Raw genomic sequence first — 15,372 nt, forward strand, 5'->3', positions numbered from 1 at the left:
ATTTCAAATTACTGCTTCTCAATCCACAATCTTGCATTTTCAAAAGCTTCAATCCAAGGACTTACCTCGTCTTTGCGACCTTTAGGGTAGTTTGCCCAATTCCACTGAAAGATAGAGCGCTCAATATGGGGCATTGTTATTAAGTGACGACCGGTTTTGTCAGTCATCATTGCTGTGTTAAAGCTACTTCCATTAGGATTTGCGGGATACGCATCATAACCATATTTAGCTACAATATTGTAGTGCTTTTCGCTAAGCGGAAGTTCAAATTTTCCTTCTCCGTGAGAAATCCAAACACCTAAAGTTGCGCCTTCTAAAGTAGAAAGCATTACAGAATCATTTTTCTCAATCTTTACACTGGTAAAACCGCTTTCGTGTTTATTCGAATCGTTATGCAGCATTTTTGTTTTTTTGTCGTGTTCCGGGTTAATCAGATCCAACTCAACAAAAAGCTGACAACCGTTACAGATCCCTACTGAAAGGGTATCGGGTCGTGCAAAGAAATTTTTTAGCGCTGTATTAGCTTTCTCATTATACAAGAATGCTCCGGCCCAACCTTTTGCAGAACCTAAAACATCTGAGTTTGAAAAACCACCCACAGCACCAATAAACTGAATATCTTCAAGTGTTTCACGACCACTAATCAAATCGGTCATATGCACGTCTTTTACATCAAAACCGGCAAGGAACATCGCATTTGCCATTTCACGCTCCGAATTACTACCTTTTTCACGTAGGATAGCTGCTTTAGGTCTTGGTTTAGAAGCGTCAATTGCAGGTTTTATTCCTGTGAAATGCTTCGGAAATTCAAATTTTAGATCTTGTTTATCGAAGTTTTGGTAACGATCTTCTGCAAGGTTATTAGCAGTTTGTTTCTGATCTAATAAATAAGAAGTTTCAAACCATTTTCTGCGTAACGAAGGAATGTTTAAACCAATTTCAATTGAGCCTTGTTTGATTACAAGTTCGTCAGAAGTAGTAACTGTTCCTAATTTATAGAATGTAATATCGTTTTCTGCAAAGGCATTTTCAACAGCTGTATCATTAGTAGCTTGAATTACGACTCCAGCGTTTTCTGCAAATAATATTTTGATAATATCTTGTTCAGCAAAAGCTGAAAAATCAACAGATGCTCCCAGCTTATTTTCAGCAAAACATAATTCGAGCAAAGTTGTAATCAATCCGCCTGAAGCCACATCGTGACCGGCAGCGATCAGATCACTTTTGATTAGGTTTTGTAGTACGTTAAAAGTTTTCGCGAAAGCAGCATTGTCTTTAATGCTTGGTGCTTCCATACCCACTTTATTTTGAATCTGAGCAAAAGAAGAACCGCCCAATTTAAACCCATCCTGAGATAGATTTAAATAATAAATAGAACCTGCTTCAGTATCCAAAACAGGCTCTACAACGCCATTAATATCACTACAGCTTCCGGCAGCTGAAATAATCACAGTTCCCGGTGCAAGCACCTCTCCTTCAGGATATTTTTGTTTCATCGAAAGTGAATCTTTTCCGGTAGGTACGTTGATACCTAGGTCTATTGCAAATTCAGAAACCGCTTCTACAGCCTCATACAAACGCGCATCTTCACCCACGTTATTACACGGCCACATCCAGTTTGCAGAAAGAGAAACCGATTTTAAACCTTTCTCTAACGGTGCCCAAACCAAATTGGTTAAGGCTTCTGCAATACTGTTTTTACTTCCGGCAACGGGATCAATCAATCCACTTACGGGAGAATGCCCTATAGAAGTTGCTACTCCATTTTTAGATTTAAAATCAAGAGCCATCACCCCAACATTATTTAATGGAATTTGTAAGCTTCCCACACATTGTTGTTTAGCTACACGGCCCCCTACACAACGATCAACCTTGTTGGTTAACCAGTCTTTAGAGGCAACAGCTTCAAGCTGTAAAACGTTTTCTAAGTACTCGTGGAAGTTCTCTAATGAATAGGAAACATCGCTGTAAATACGGTGTATTTTAGAATCAACCATTACCGTTTTTGGCGAACTGCCAAACATATCTTCCATCGCCAAATCCATCGGTGCAGCACCTGTGGTAGCCGATTTAAATGTGAATCTATGGTCGCCGGTAACGTCACCCACTTCATACATCGGTGAGCGCTCGCGATCAGAAATCGCTTTTAATGTTTTTAGTTGATTGGCACCAATCACAAGTCCCATACGTTCTTGAGATTCGTTACCAATAATTTCTTTAGCCGAAAGCGTAGGATCACCCACCGGCAATTTATCAAGGTCAATCAATCCACCGGTTTCTTCAACCAATTCAGAAAGACAGTTTAAGTGACCACCGGCACCGTGATCGTGAATAGAAACAATGGTGTTCTCATCACTCTCAACCATTCCACGAATGGCATTAGCAGCACGTTTTTGCATTTCTGGATTAGAACGCTGTATCGCATTCAGTTCAATCCCTGAACTAAAAGCACCGGTGTCTGCCGAAGAAACAGCAGCTCCACCCATTCCTATACGGTAGTTATCACCACCCAGAATTACAATCTTATCTCCGGTTTCCGGTTTTTCTTTTAAAGCTTGTCCTTTTTTGCCATATCCAATTCCACCGGCTTGCATGATTACTTTATCAAAACCAAGCTTACGTCCCGCTTCATCATGCTCAAAAGTTAGTACGGATCCTGCGATTAAAGGTTGACCAAATTTGTTACCAAAATCTGAGGCTCCGTTAGAAGCTTTGATTAAAATATCAATTGGAGTCTGATACAACCACTTGCGAGCTGGCATAGCATCTTCCCACGGGCGATCTTCTTTAAGTCTTGAGTAAGCCGTCATATAAACAGCAGTACCTGCTAACGGAAGTGAACCTTGACCACCTGCCAAACGGTCTCTAATTTCACCACCGGCACCAGTAGCAGCACCGTTAAAAGGTTCTACAGTCGTAGGGAAGTTGTGTGTCTCTGCTTTAAGCGAAAGCACACTTTCAAATTCTTTTTCGGTATAAAAATCAGGTTTATCTGCGGTTGCAGGTGCAAACTGAGTCGCTTTAGGACCTTTTACAAAAGCAACATTATCTTTATAAGCCGAAACAATTTCGTTAGGATTTTCTTCGGAAGTTTTACGAATCATTTTGAATAGGGAAGAAGGCATGGTTTTCCCATCAATAACAAATGTTCCGTTGAAAATTTTATGGCGGCAATGTTCTGAATTCACCTGACTGAAACCAAATACTTCAGAATCCGTTAACGGGCGACCAATGCGTGCTGCAACACCTTCTAAGTATGCAACCTCTTCCTCATTAAGCGCCAAACCTTCCTGCTTATTGTATGCCTGAATATCTTCAATGGCTTTGATAGCTTCCGGCTGAATATTTATAGCAAAAATGTCTTGGTCTAATTTTGCATATTGCTGAGAAAGCATCGGATCAAATTCGGCTTTGCCAGCGACGAATTCTTCAATTCTATTAATGCCTTCAATACCCATATTCTGAGTGATCTCAACCGCATTGGTACTCCACGGTGTAATCATTGTAGCGCGGGGACCAATAAAAAAAGCGTCAATTGCAGACGCTTCTATTTTAGGTTGGTTGCCAAAAAGCCAGATGAGCTTATTTGTAGTTTCCTCTGATAGTTCAGCGTTGGCTTGAACTGCGTAAATTTTGGTGTCTTGTGAACCGAAAAAATGAATCATAGTGCTTTTGCTAAGAAGCCACAAATTTAATGATTTTTAACGGTTAGAAACAGTATTGTAATCAAACAAATTCACAGATATAATTATCTGTTTGTTGATAAGTAAGTAGTCAAAAACGTATAGATTTCTAATGATAAACCCCATAGTGTTCAAACGTTATGGGGTTTATCAATCAAAAAACTTTGTATAATTAAGCTTCTTTATTTTTCTTAACCATCAGACACATGTAAAAACCGTCATAGCCGCTCTCACTAGAAAGCACGGTTTTTTGTTTTTCTATGCTGAAATCTTTTCCTTCTTCAGTTTTTAAGAACTTTTTTACTTGTTCTTGATTTTCAGAAGGTAGAATAGAGCAGGTTGCATAGACCATTTTTCCGCCGGGCTTAACCATTTTAGAATAATCTACTAAAATACTTTGTTGTGTAGCTTTAATCTTTTCTACAAATTCCGGTTGCAATTTCCACTTCGCATCAGGATTACGACTTAAAACACCAAGACCGGTACATGGTGCATCGATTAGAACGCGATCTGCAGAGTTATGTAATTTTTTGACAACCTTAGTAGAGTCAATCACGCGAGTTTCTATGTTAAAAGCCCCTGCACGACGCGCACGACGTTTAAGTTCTTTTAATTTATTACCATAGATGTCTAATGCGATAAGTTGCCCTTTGTTATCCATCTGTGCAGCCAAGTGCAAGGTTTTACCACCGGCGCCCGCACATGCATCTATAACACGCATCCCTGGCTCAACACCTAGTAGTGGAGCAACAAGTTGAGAAGAAGCATCTTGAACTTCAAACATTCCGTTTTTAAAGGCTTCGGTAGTAAACACGTTACCGCGTTCCTGAAGCTGTAATGCATCTTTATAAGGTTTTATATTTTCGGTCTCGTGGCCTTCTTCAGAGAGTGCAGTTTGCAATGAACCGATGTCTCCTTTTAAACGATTTACACGTAAAACAACCGGCGCTTGTTTGTTAAGTGCAGCAATCTCTGCATCCCATTTGGCTCCTAATTCTTCAGCTCCTAATTCATCTAACCAGTCGGGAATAGATTCTCTGTATTTACGAGTATTTGACAATTCGTCAAAACGACCTTTAATTCGTCGTGTGGGCGTTTCTTCAAACTGAGGCCATTCTGGTAGTTTTATTCCGCGTAGGGTGCACCATACAGCAAAAAGACGCCAGAGATCTTTACGTTCAAAAGGTTCTTTTACATCAGCAATTTCTGCGTAAAGTCTTTTCCATCTTACAATATCATAAGTGGTTTCGGCAATAAAGCTGCGATCACGAGAGCCCCAGCGTTTGTCACGTTTGAGTTGTTTTGAAATAACCTTGTCGGCATAGCCTCCTTCGTTAAAAATTTCGATTAAACCGTCTATGACAGCAAAAACCAGATTGCGATGTAAACGCATAAAATTTGTTTTAAAATGCGCGCAAAGGTACAGGATTAAAAAGGAATAGTTTTAAATTCCCCAAAATTTTAAAATCATGTATAGATCAGTTGTTTTATTCAGCTTGTTAGCGTTGATGAGCTGTGGTGAAAAGTCAGCAGAAAAAAATGAAAAATCAGGACCTGTTACCGGTATAACTGTAGAACCTATTTATAATGACACTGTAAGTATTCGTACCTTAGATATCCTTAATGATGGGAGTGTGGCATTTGCAGGAAACGATGGTAAATATGGGTTGTACAATACGAAAACCCAAGTATGGAGTACAAATATTTTAAAGGCAGATACGCTTGCACCTAGTTTTAGAGCTATTGCGCACACAGCTTCAGACTTTTTTATGCTGAGTATTGCGAATCCGGCATTGCTTTATAAGACTGGTGATGATGGTCAAATGCAAGTGGTCTATGAGGAAGTAGGACCTAAGGTTTTTTATGATTCTATGAAATTCTGGGATGATAAAGAAGGAATTGCAATGGGAGACCCAACTGAAAGTTGTCTTTCAATTTTAATTACTCGTGATGGAGGATCGAGTTGGGAGAAAGTTTCTTGCGAAAATTTACCAGAAACTGCTGAGGGCGAAGCTGCTTTTGCAGCAAGTAACACCAATATTGCAGTGCAAGGTGATGATGCTTGGATTATTACCGGTGGAATGAAATCTCGTGTTTTTCATACCGGAGATCGTGGAGAAAATTGGGAGGTTTTTGAAACACCATTAAAACAAGGAGAGCCAACCTTTGGCGGTTATTCTATAGATTTTTATGATGAGCAAATTGGTTTTATTATAGGAGGAGATTATTTAAATCCAGAAGGGAATACCAGAAATAAAGCTTTATCTACAGATGGTGGTAAAACCTGGACTTTAGTCGCAGACGGTAAAGAACCTAATCATCGCAGCTGTGTAAAGTTTGTTCCTGGTCACGATGGGAGTGAACTTATTGCAACAGGGGCTAATGGTATAAGTTATAGTAAAGATCAAGGTAAGAACTGGACAAAGCTAACAGACGAAGGTTTTTATGTAATGCAGTTTGTTAATGATACGCTAGCTTACGCAGCAGGAGCGAATAGAGTTGCAAAGCTAAAATTTTCTAGATAAGTAAGATTATGTCTATTTGGCAAACAAAAAAAACAGCTCCATTTGGGCTGTTTTTCAGTTTTAACGCTAATTAAAAAACTTACTGAAACTACTTATTGTTTTTACGCTTCTTGTATTCTTCCCATAGCTTTTTACCAAACTTATGTTCTGCCTCTGGAAGGAAAACCATTTTTGAAGCGGGTAATTTTTGAGTTAGATTATTCATTAACTCACTTTCCAACTGATATTTTCTTTTTATAATATCATTATATTCAGTCATTAACTTTTTAGCTTCTGTTTCAGATAGGTTGTTTTTAGAACCTGATTCTGAAAATTTCTCCTGAAATAAATCACGTTCGCGAGTGCGCAAATCGTTCATTGCATTATCATAGACATTATAAATGGGCCAAAATTTTTCAGCTTCAGCTGGAGTTAACTCTAACTCTTCAGTTAAAAAGGGAACTTTAAGAGCTTTTATATGTTCGTGACGGTCCTTTTTTTGTGCATTTAAAGAAAGGCTTAGGCCTAGAATTAATAATATAATTATGTTTTTCATAATAGATTTTCTAAGATTAGTGGTCATTTAATGAACTTTGTATGATTTCTTGATCTACGTATTCATAAATAATATCATCGGTAACGACCTGATCATCAAAAATGGATGTGTTGTTTTGTATGGTGTTTAACTCTTCGCTCGAGAAGTAGTCTTGAAGACGGTCTTCGTCTTCAAAATAGCTCTCAAGGCTTGTAATGCTTAAAGAATCAAATTCCATTTCCTTATCAATAGGGTTTACTACAGAAAAGAGTACTAAGAGCACAGCTGCAATAGCTGCAGCAGTACCTGTAATTGTTTTGAAATTATAGTTAACCAGTTTTCCTTGAGGTTTACTTAGTTCAATTATTGTTTTTTCGACCTGATCAAAATAATTTTCAGGTACTGTAAATCCATCGCTTTTTTCCGGGAAAAGCTGCTGAAATTTAAGCTCAGTCATCAGGCGCTCATCAAAAGACTCAAAATAGCCTTGAGGAACGTTAAACTGATTGTTTTTATTTTCTTTATCGCTTTTCATTATTTTTTAGACTTGATTAATTCTAAAAGGTTTAATTGTCTGTAACGTATTCGGTTATCTTTTTAACAGCATAATGGTAATTTGCTTTGAGCGCTCCTTCTGATGTGCCTAGTATTTCTGAAATCTCATTGTACTGTAATTCATCAAAGTACTTCATTACAAAAACCTGCTTTTGTTTTGTAGGTAAGGTATCTATTGCTTGTTGTAATTTTAGCTGAGCTTCATCTCCATCAAAATAAGGATCACTTGTTAAACTAGTAACCAGACTTTCTTGCAAATCTTCATTACTAAGATGAGTTGTGCGATTCCTTTTATTGATAAAAGTTAGACATTCATTAGTTGCAATTCGATATAACCAAGTGTATACTTGACTGTCTCCTTGGAAATTATTCAAATTTTTAAAAACCTTTATAAATGTATTCTGAAGTACATCATCTGCATCTTCGTGTGAGATAACCATACGCCTTATGTGCCAGTACAAGCGTTCTTTGTACTCGCTAACCAGGTCCTCAAACTTTAGACTTACGTTATGATTTTCTATACTATTCAAAAAAGGTTTTCTTTTCTCTTTTAGATGCTGAATGCTTACTTAATAGATAAGACTTAGTCTTTAGTAAAAGGTTTAATCTGATGATATATAAAATATAGTTAAATATAGAATTCAAGACTTAATAGTAGTAGCTAGGTTTAAGATATTTTTGATTACAAATCCAATAAAAACGATTAAAAACATATTTAACGTGATAAAATACACGAATTAGTTGTTTTTAATAAATTTTGCAATTATATTTGAAATGTGTTTAAGTAAGTAATTGATTGTTAATTAAGTTGTTGTAAGTAATTAAACGAAAAGTCCTTTTTTGCCCCAAGTATTAAAGTTGCTTTAAGATCTTTAAGTTTTTACCCGACTAAAGAAATTGTACAACAAAAAAAAACCACATCGAAAGATGTGGTTTTTTTATATAAGCTATAATCGAGTTGAAATGCTTTAGTTCTTATTCAAAAGACTGCATATCTACCAGTTTTTTATAAGTGCCATTAAGTGCAAGCAGTTCTTGATGTTTTCCTTGTTCAACAATCTTACCGCGTTGCATCACGATGATTTGATCTGCATTCTGAATGGTTGATAAACGGTGTGCAATTACAATAGAAGTACGATTCATCATCATGTTTTCTAAAGCTTTTTGCACCAATCTTTCGCTTTCGGTATCCAGCGCAGAAGTCGCTTCATCCAGAATCATAATCGGTGGATTTTTGAGTACAGCTCTGGCAATAGATAATCGTTGTTTTTGACCACCACTTAATTTATTACCGCTATCACCAATATTGGTATCCAACTTCAGCGGAAGCTCATTTACAAACTCCCAGGCATTAGCAATCTTAAGAGCTTCTATTATTTCTTCATCACTAGCTTCCGGTTTACCTAAAAGAATATTGTTGCGTACGCTATCATTAAATAAAATAGAATCTTGAGTTACAAGACCCATCTGAGCACGTACAGACTCTTTTGTGAGTTGTTTTATATCAATGCCATCTAATGTTATAGACCCTTCATTCACATCGTAAAAACGCGTTACCAGATTTGCAATCGTACTTTTACCACTACCGCTTTGACCAACAAGAGCGATGGTTTTTCCTTTAGGCACAACAGCACTAAAATTGGTCAATACATTCTCGTCTTCATATTTGAAGGAAACATTTTCTATACGGACCGAATCCTTAAACTCCTGAGCTTTTTGAGCATTAGGAAGGTCTTTGATTGTTGTTTCAGTGTTTAAAACGGAAAGTATACGTTCCGCAGCTGCATTACCTTTCTTAACACTATAAGAGGCTTTACTGATTTGTTTTGCGGGAGTTAGAATCTGATAAGAAAGACCTAAAAATGCTATAAACTGAGAAGCCTCTAGTGATCCTTCAACAAGTACCATTTGACCACCAAACCACAGAATCACTACAATCACAAAAATCCCTAAGAATTCACTTGTTGGTGAGGCTAAATTCTGGCGGTTAACCAAACTATTAAGGATGGAATTTAATCGAGATGTACTGTCTCTGAATTTCTTTCTAAACTGATTTTCGCCGTTAAACCCTTTGATAATCTTCAGACTTGAAAGTGTTTCTTCTACTATAGATAGAAAAGCACCATTTTCTTCTTGAGCCTGATGGGATTGTTTTTTAAGAGACTTACCAATTCTAGAAATAATAATTCCTGATATGGGTAAGAATATAAAAACAAATAAGGTGAGTTCCGGACTAATGACTACCATTGCAAAAATGGTAAAAATGATTGTTAATGGTTCTCGTACAACCATTTCAAGAATAGAAAGAAAAGAACGCTCAACTTCGTTAACATCAGCCGTTATACGAGAGATGGTATCGCCTTTTCTTTTTTCTGAGAAATAGGCAATAGGAAGTTCTATAAGCTTGTCATAAATAGCATCACGTACATCTCGCATTACACCGTTACGCAAAAAGGTAATGAAGAAAGTAGCTAAATATCCAAATATGTTTTTAAGAAAAAAGAGTATAACAACTACTGCACATATATAAACAAGTGCTGATAACTCATTATCTGCTACTTGTTGACTTACATTGTAATAAAAATAATCAACACTGTAATCTTTAAAATTACTCCAGCCTTCCCATTGAGGTTCTAAGGTGATACGCTTCGTCTTGTCAAATAGAATTTCAATAACCGGTATCAGCGCTAAAAAAGATAGCGTGCTAAAAAGTGCGTATAGAATATTACATACAATATTGAGTACCGCATATTTTTTATACGGCTTAGCAAATTGTAAGATTTGTTTGAAATAATTCATATCAAAAGAAACCCGTAAAAGGGCTGTTTAAAAAGTTCACCTCAATAATTCTATAACTAGAAATATTGAGGCGAATTTAATTCAATTCTTCTGGAATCAACTTTTCTAATTGATAAGATTCCTTCAGAGGTGTGTTTGACAAATATAATTTTTCAGCATTAAATACCTAATTCTTTTAGAATTCCTGCAATTTTAGCATCTAATTTCTCTTCAACTTTCTTTAAATCTTCTAAGCTCTCTGCATTATCGTTAACGCTGATATAGAATTTAATTTTTGGTTCGGTACCACTCGGTCTCGCTGCAATACGAGAACCCTGGTCTGTATGATAGATAAGAACATTAGCTTTAGGAATGTCAATATCTGTAGATTCTCCAGTAGAAACCTTCAATGATTTTGATGAGGCATAATCATCAATTTTTACAATTTTCTCCCCATTAATAGTGGTTAGTGGATTTTCACGAAGATCAATCATTGTTTGCTTGATTTCTTCAGCTCCGGAAATTCCTTTTTTAACTAATGAAGTAAGATCTTCTTTAAAGAAGCCGTGTTTCACGTATAAGTCTTGTAATTTCTTGAAAAAGGAAGAACCTTCTTTTTTTGCTTTAGTAACAATCTCACAAGCGAGTAGGGTAGCGGTAACCGCATCTTTATCGCGTACAAAATCACCTACCATAAACCCAAAACTCTCTTCACCGCCTCCTATAAATTTCTGGTTGGGATAGTCAACAATCATTTTTGCAATCCATTTAAAGCCGGTAAGTCCTAATTTACATTCAATATCGTAAGATTTAGCAAGTGTTTCCATCATAGGAGTAGAAACTATTGTAGAGCCTACAAATTCATTTCCTTTGGCAGTGTTATTTGCAAAATAGTTCTCCAGTAAGAAATCGGTCATTACGACCATGGTTTGATTTCCGTTCAGAAGAACCAGTTTACCTGAATTATCACGTACAGCAATACCCAGGCGGTCACAGTCAGGATCTGTACCTATTACAATATCTGCATTTTTTTCTTCAGCAAGATCCATCGCCATTTTTAATGCTTCAGGCTCTTCCGGGTTAGGAGACTTTACGGTTGGGAAATTCCCGTCAGGTTTGCGTTGTTCTTCAACTATGTGTACATTTTTATAACCGGCACCTTCCAGAACATCAGGAATGATGGTAATAGAAGTTCCGTGAAGTGGTGTAAACACAATAGTTACATCATCGCGATGCTTATCTAATTCAGAAAAACTTCCGTTTTCTAAGGAAGCTTTAATAAAAGCTTTATCAACGTCTTTATCTATGTAGGTGATGTGTTTTTTTTTTGCATCAAAGTTAACAGCACTATAATCCAGACGTTCAATTTCTGCTACAATTTCAGAATCCTGTGGAGGAACCAATTGCCCCCCATCTTGCCAGTATACTTTGTAACCATTATATTCTGGTGGGTTGTGACTAGCCGTCAAAACAATACCACAATGGCAATCTAGGTGTTTTACGGCAAAACTCAACTCTGGAGTAGCTCTAAGATCACTGAATAAATAAACTTGAATATCATTTGCAGAGAAAACATCTGCTACAACCTGAGCGAGTTCTTTACTGTTATTACGGCAATCATAGGCAATCGCAACTTTAAGGAGTTTACCAAGAAATGCTTCTTTAAGATAATTAGATAGACCTTGTGTGTTTTTTCCTAACGTATATTTGTTGATACGGTTTGTACCTACCCCCATAATACCTCGCATACCACCGGTACCAAACTCAAGATTTTTGTAAAAACTTTCAGTAAGTTCTTCAGAATCTTGCTCAATAAGTTTTTTTACTTCTTTTTGCGTAGTCTCGTCAAAGGTGGGAGAAAGCCAAGCTTCTGCTTTGGCATTAATTTCTGGATTCATAGTTGTGAATAATAGCGTTAAAACTCAAAAATAAACATTTCGCGGAAAGTAAAGTATCTAGAATCGACCTTAAGATTGAAATCTGAAGTAATTTTATTTTAAAGATAAGCTTGAGTTAAAATCCTTTTTTGTCTTTTATCAAATAGCGGGGTCTTTCGTTTTTAGAACGTTGCACAAGTTCGCCTAGAAAACCGGCAATAAATAATTGCATACCAATAATCATACTGGTTAGTGCAATGTAAAATTGGGGGCGTTGCGTGAGCAATCTAGCTGTAGGATTTATAAATAATTTATCTATCCCCAGATAGGCAGTAAGACTAAAACCAATAATAAACATAATCGCACCTAGCGTACCAAAAAGATGCATAGGGCGTTTAGCAAAATGAGTTGTAAACCAAATAGTCAACAGGTCAAGAAAACCTTTTATGAAACGGTCTGCACCAAATTTTGTCTGACCATATTTACGGGCTTGGTGTTGTACCGGCTTTTCAGTGATATTGAAGAAGCCTGCATTTTTTGCTAAAAGCGGAATATAACGATGCATATCTCCATAAACGTCTATGTTTTTAACAACATCAAGACGGTAGGCTTTTAAGCCACAATTAAAGTCGTGTAATTGAAGTCCGCTGGTTTTGCGAGCAGCTGCGTTAAATAGTTTCGATGGAAGGTTTTTAGTAAGAACCGAATCGTATCGTTTTTTCTTCCAGCCTGAAACAATATCGTAACCTTCTTGAGCTATCATTCTATATAGCTCGGGAATCTCATCAGGACTATCTTGCAGGTCAGCATCCATTGTGATAACCACATCTCCTTCAACCGCAAGAAAACCGGCATTTAAAGCCTGACTTTTTCCGTAATTGCGGTTAAAGCAAATACCTTTTACCTGACTATTTTGAGCAGCTAGTTCTTCTATAAATTGCCAGGAACCATCTGTGCTTCCATCATCAATAAAGAGAATCTCATAAGAGAGTTTTTCTTTTTGAAGCACACGAAGCAGCCAGTCGTATAATTCTTGAAGGGATTCTTTTTCGTTAAGAAGAGGTATAACTACCGATAATTGCATGCGGTGACTATTCTTGATATGGATTGTCTTTTTTCATTGCTAAACTAGCAATCAAAGATACTATGAACCCGAAAAATAAAGCCAGGATTAACTGAATACCTGCAAAAAAACCAATATTCATAAAGGGTTTAGACATATTAAGACCTGCATCAATCTGTTCTGTAGTCATTGAAGGATTAGTTTCGATTGCTGTTTGTCTTTGGAAATCAATATAGTTTTCAAAATAATTGGGTTCAATTACCTTTGTAAATATAACGAAATACAAAACTCCTAGAACAGCAGAAATAGCGGCTATTCCCAAACCAATTTTAATGCCTTCAGAGAGTTTAAGATATCCTTCATTTTGTTTTTTAAATTCTATTATACCATAAACAATTACAGCTATTAAAACCAAGAATCCAAATAATTGAATAGACCAGTGCGGTTGATAAACATTACCCATAACGTATGATAATACGCTCAGTAGAATTGAAACTGCAGCTAAAATAACTCCGTAGGTAATCATTATTTTTTTACTTGATGGTTGGCTGGTATTTTCCATTTTTATTATTTTATATTAAGTTGTGTATATGTCAACAAAGATAGTAAAACGTTACATCGTTTTTTATAAGTCTAAAAAGTCTTAGAATTTATTTGAAAAATAATGTTGTCAGATTATTTTTTATTTCTAAATTTGCACCTCAAAATTGAGCAGATTTTAAAGCATTTACGATGAAAAAAGAGATACATCCAGAAAATTATAGAGTAGTAGCATTTAAAGACATGTCTAACGACGAAGTTTTTTTAACAAAATCTACTGCTAATACAAGAGAAACGATAGAAGTTGAAGGTGAGACTTACCCATTGGTAAAATTGGAAATTTCTAGAGCATCACATCCGTTCTATACCGGTAAATCTAAACTAGTAGATACAGCTGGTCGTATTGACAAGTTCAAAAATAAATACAAGAAATTCGCTAAATAAGCGTTATTTCACAATGATATATTACAAAAGAGACTGTCTGAAAAGGCAGTCTTTTTTTATTGGGTTATTTTGCGCGAAATGGATAAAGTAACTGCTGAAATAGGCTTAATAGTTATGGCGCACAACTTAAAGAAGATCAGTATAGCATAGCAAAGGCTTTTCTTGCCTTTTTTATCAGTAAGAATATTCACAAAAAGAAGCCGGTTAAATACTTTTTAGACAGCCTCTTTTTTAATTGTGTCTTTTTTTTTGAGTTGCAAGACATAAACTTACTTTTGCAGCACATTTATCTGCCTTATGTACAAATCAATTTTACGTCCTTTACTTTTCAAGTTTGACCCAGAAGGGGTACATCATTTTAGTTTTAAAAGCATTCGGGTTTTTAGTAAAACCGGGATTTTAAAAGTATTGAAACCCGCATTTGAGGTTGCTGACAAGAGACTTGAACGCGAAGTTTTTGGATTGAAATTTAAAAACCCTGTGGGGCTTGCAGCAGGATTTGATAAAGATGCAAAACTGTATAACGAACTTTCTCAGTTGGGATTTGGTTTTGTTGAGATAGGTACATTAACGCCAAAACCGCAGTCCGGTAATCCTAAAAAGCGTTTATTCAGACTGAAAGAAGATCAGGCTATTATTAATCGGATGGGATTTAATAATGGTGGGGTTGAGGCAGCTGTAGAGCGTCTGAAAAAGAACAAAAACGTTCTGATAGGGGGTAATATTGGTAAAAATAAAGTTACACCTAATGATGAAGCATTTAATGATTACAAGATTTGTTTTGAGGCATTATATGATCACGTAGATTATTTTGTAGTTAATGTGAGTTCTCCTAATACACCCAATTTACGCGAATTACAAGATAAGGAGCCGTTGACTAATCTATTGAGTGGTTTGCAGAAATTAAACAGAGCAAGAGCAGCAAAAGAAAAACCTATCCTACTTAAAATCGCTCCAGATCTTACAGATGATCAGCTTCTCGATATTATAGATATTGTAAATACAACCAAAATTGCAGGAGTTATAGCCACTAATACAACCATAAATCGATCTGGACTATCTTCTGGAAATAAAGAGGAAATGGGTGGTTTAAGCGGAAAGCCCTTAAGAGAGCGCTCTACAGAGGTAATTCGGTTCTTGTCTGAAAAGAGCAATAGATCTTTCCCGATAATCGGAGTAGGAGGAATTCACAGTCCGGAAGATGCAGTAGAAAAATTAGAGGCCGGAGCAAGCTTAATTCAGTTATACACTGGTTTTATATATGAAGGCCCGTCTTTAATTAAAAATATAAACAAGGAAATTCTAAAACGACTTAATTAGTTTAAAGAACTTTTGTTAGCTTTAACCTATTAATTATAAGCTCAAAAGTAGTCTAATTCTTGTGATATCATTT

Annotated in this window: 12 protein-coding genes; 3 read left to right on the forward strand and 9 right to left on the reverse strand. The window is 36.3% G+C overall.

The features are described from left to right. Nucleotides 1–8: 8 nt before the first annotated feature. Both purL and BUB91_RS16850 read right to left on the reverse strand, forming a co-directional pair. Nucleotides 9–3,665 (reverse strand): phosphoribosylformylglycinamidine synthase, encoded by a 3,657-nt coding sequence (gene purL / locus BUB91_RS16845; protein ID WP_073100450.1) that lies wholly within the window; start codon nt 3,663–3,665, stop codon nt 9–11. A 190-nt stretch (nt 3,666–3,855) separates the two neighbouring features. After that, nucleotides 3,856–5,076: an RsmB/NOP family class I SAM-dependent RNA methyltransferase gene (locus BUB91_RS16850; RefSeq protein ID WP_073100451.1), complete on the reverse strand. Its 1,221-nt coding sequence runs from the start codon at nt 5,074–5,076 to the stop codon at nt 3,856–3,858. 76 nt (nt 5,077–5,152) lie between these two features. Here BUB91_RS16850 and BUB91_RS16855 point away from each other — a divergent pair, with 76 nt between their 5' ends. Continuing rightward, nucleotides 5,153–6,208 carry a WD40/YVTN/BNR-like repeat-containing protein gene (locus BUB91_RS16855; protein WP_073100452.1) on the forward strand — a complete coding sequence of 352 codons (1,056 nt, stop codon included), beginning with the start codon at nt 5,153–5,155 and terminating at the stop codon, nt 6,206–6,208. An 88-nt stretch (nt 6,209–6,296) separates the two neighbouring features. Here BUB91_RS16855 and BUB91_RS16860 read toward each other — a convergent pair whose 3' ends face one another. The 7 genes from BUB91_RS16860 to BUB91_RS16890 all read right to left on the reverse strand — a co-directional run bounded on the left by BUB91_RS16860 (nt 6,297) and on the right by BUB91_RS16890 (nt 13,557). Beyond that, nucleotides 6,297–6,743, reverse strand: coding sequence for a hypothetical protein (locus BUB91_RS16860; protein WP_073100453.1), 447 nt, complete (start codon nt 6,741–6,743; stop codon nt 6,297–6,299). 16 nt (nt 6,744–6,759) lie between these two features. Further along, nucleotides 6,760–7,257, reverse strand: coding sequence for a hypothetical protein (locus BUB91_RS16865; RefSeq protein ID WP_073100454.1), 498 nt, complete (start codon nt 7,255–7,257; stop codon nt 6,760–6,762). Between the two features lie 31 nt (nt 7,258–7,288). Beyond that, nucleotides 7,289–7,807, reverse strand: coding sequence for an RNA polymerase sigma factor (locus tag BUB91_RS16870; protein WP_073100455.1), 519 nt, complete (start codon nt 7,805–7,807; stop codon nt 7,289–7,291). A 445-nt stretch (nt 7,808–8,252) separates the two neighbouring features. After that, nucleotides 8,253–10,076: an ABC transporter ATP-binding protein gene (locus tag BUB91_RS16875; RefSeq protein ID WP_073100456.1), complete on the reverse strand. Its 1,824-nt coding sequence runs from the start codon at nt 10,074–10,076 to the stop codon at nt 8,253–8,255. Between the two features lie 158 nt (nt 10,077–10,234). Beyond that, nucleotides 10,235–11,953 (reverse strand): phospho-sugar mutase, encoded by a 1,719-nt coding sequence (locus tag BUB91_RS16880; protein ID WP_073100457.1) that lies wholly within the window; start codon nt 11,951–11,953, stop codon nt 10,235–10,237. A 115-nt stretch (nt 11,954–12,068) separates the two neighbouring features. Continuing rightward, on the reverse strand, nt 12,069–13,016 hold the full coding sequence (locus BUB91_RS16885) for a glycosyltransferase family 2 protein (RefSeq protein WP_073100458.1): 948 nt from the start codon (nt 13,014–13,016) through the stop codon (nt 12,069–12,071). Nucleotides 13,017–13,023: 7 nt separating this feature from the next. After that, nucleotides 13,024–13,557 carry a DUF4199 domain-containing protein gene (locus BUB91_RS16890; RefSeq protein ID WP_073100459.1) on the reverse strand — a complete coding sequence of 178 codons (534 nt, stop codon included), beginning with the start codon at nt 13,555–13,557 and terminating at the stop codon, nt 13,024–13,026. A gap of 170 nt (nt 13,558–13,727) precedes the next feature. Between BUB91_RS16890 and BUB91_RS16895 the strand changes: the two genes are divergently transcribed. Continuing rightward, nucleotides 13,728–13,979 carry a type B 50S ribosomal protein L31 gene (locus tag BUB91_RS16895; protein ID WP_073100460.1) on the forward strand — a complete coding sequence of 84 codons (252 nt, stop codon included), beginning with the start codon at nt 13,728–13,730 and terminating at the stop codon, nt 13,977–13,979. A 297-nt stretch (nt 13,980–14,276) separates the two neighbouring features. Beyond that, a complete protein-coding gene (locus BUB91_RS16900; RefSeq protein WP_073100461.1) occupies nt 14,277–15,299 on the forward strand; it encodes a quinone-dependent dihydroorotate dehydrogenase in 1,023 nt (340 codons plus the stop codon). Nucleotides 15,300–15,372: the final 73 nt, after the last annotated feature.

This window comes from Leeuwenhoekiella marinoflava DSM 3653, assembly GCF_900129005.1.
Classification (GTDB): Bacteria; Bacteroidota; Bacteroidia; order Flavobacteriales; family Flavobacteriaceae; genus Leeuwenhoekiella; species Leeuwenhoekiella marinoflava.

Bases quoted from the DNA above. Each gene is read 5' to 3' on its own strand.
- purL (WP_073100450.1), bottom strand. From the start codon at position 3,665: ATGATTCATTTTTTCGGTTCACAAGACACCAAAATTTACGCAGTTCAA.
- BUB91_RS16850 (WP_073100451.1), bottom strand. From the start codon at position 5,076: ATGCGTTTACATCGCAATCTGGTTTTTGCTGTCATAGACGGTTTAATC.
- BUB91_RS16855 (WP_073100452.1), top strand. From the start codon at position 5,153: ATGTATAGATCAGTTGTTTTATTCAGCTTGTTAGCGTTGATGAGCTGT.
- BUB91_RS16860 (WP_073100453.1), bottom strand. From the start codon at position 6,743: ATGAAAAACATAATTATATTATTAATTCTAGGCCTAAGCCTTTCTTTA.
- BUB91_RS16865 (WP_073100454.1), bottom strand. From the start codon at position 7,257: ATGAAAAGCGATAAAGAAAATAAAAACAATCAGTTTAACGTTCCTCAA.
- BUB91_RS16875 (WP_073100456.1), bottom strand. From the start codon at position 10,076: ATGAATTATTTCAAACAAATCTTACAATTTGCTAAGCCGTATAAAAAA.
- BUB91_RS16880 (WP_073100457.1), bottom strand. From the start codon at position 11,953: ATGAATCCAGAAATTAATGCCAAAGCAGAAGCTTGGCTTTCTCCCACC.
- BUB91_RS16885 (WP_073100458.1), bottom strand. From the start codon at position 13,016: ATGCAATTATCGGTAGTTATACCTCTTCTTAACGAAAAAGAATCCCTT.
- BUB91_RS16890 (WP_073100459.1), bottom strand. From the start codon at position 13,557: ATGGAAAATACCAGCCAACCATCAAGTAAAAAAATAATGATTACCTAC.
- BUB91_RS16895 (WP_073100460.1), top strand. From the start codon at position 13,728: ATGAAAAAAGAGATACATCCAGAAAATTATAGAGTAGTAGCATTTAAA.
- BUB91_RS16900 (WP_073100461.1), top strand. From the start codon at position 14,277: ATGTACAAATCAATTTTACGTCCTTTACTTTTCAAGTTTGACCCAGAA.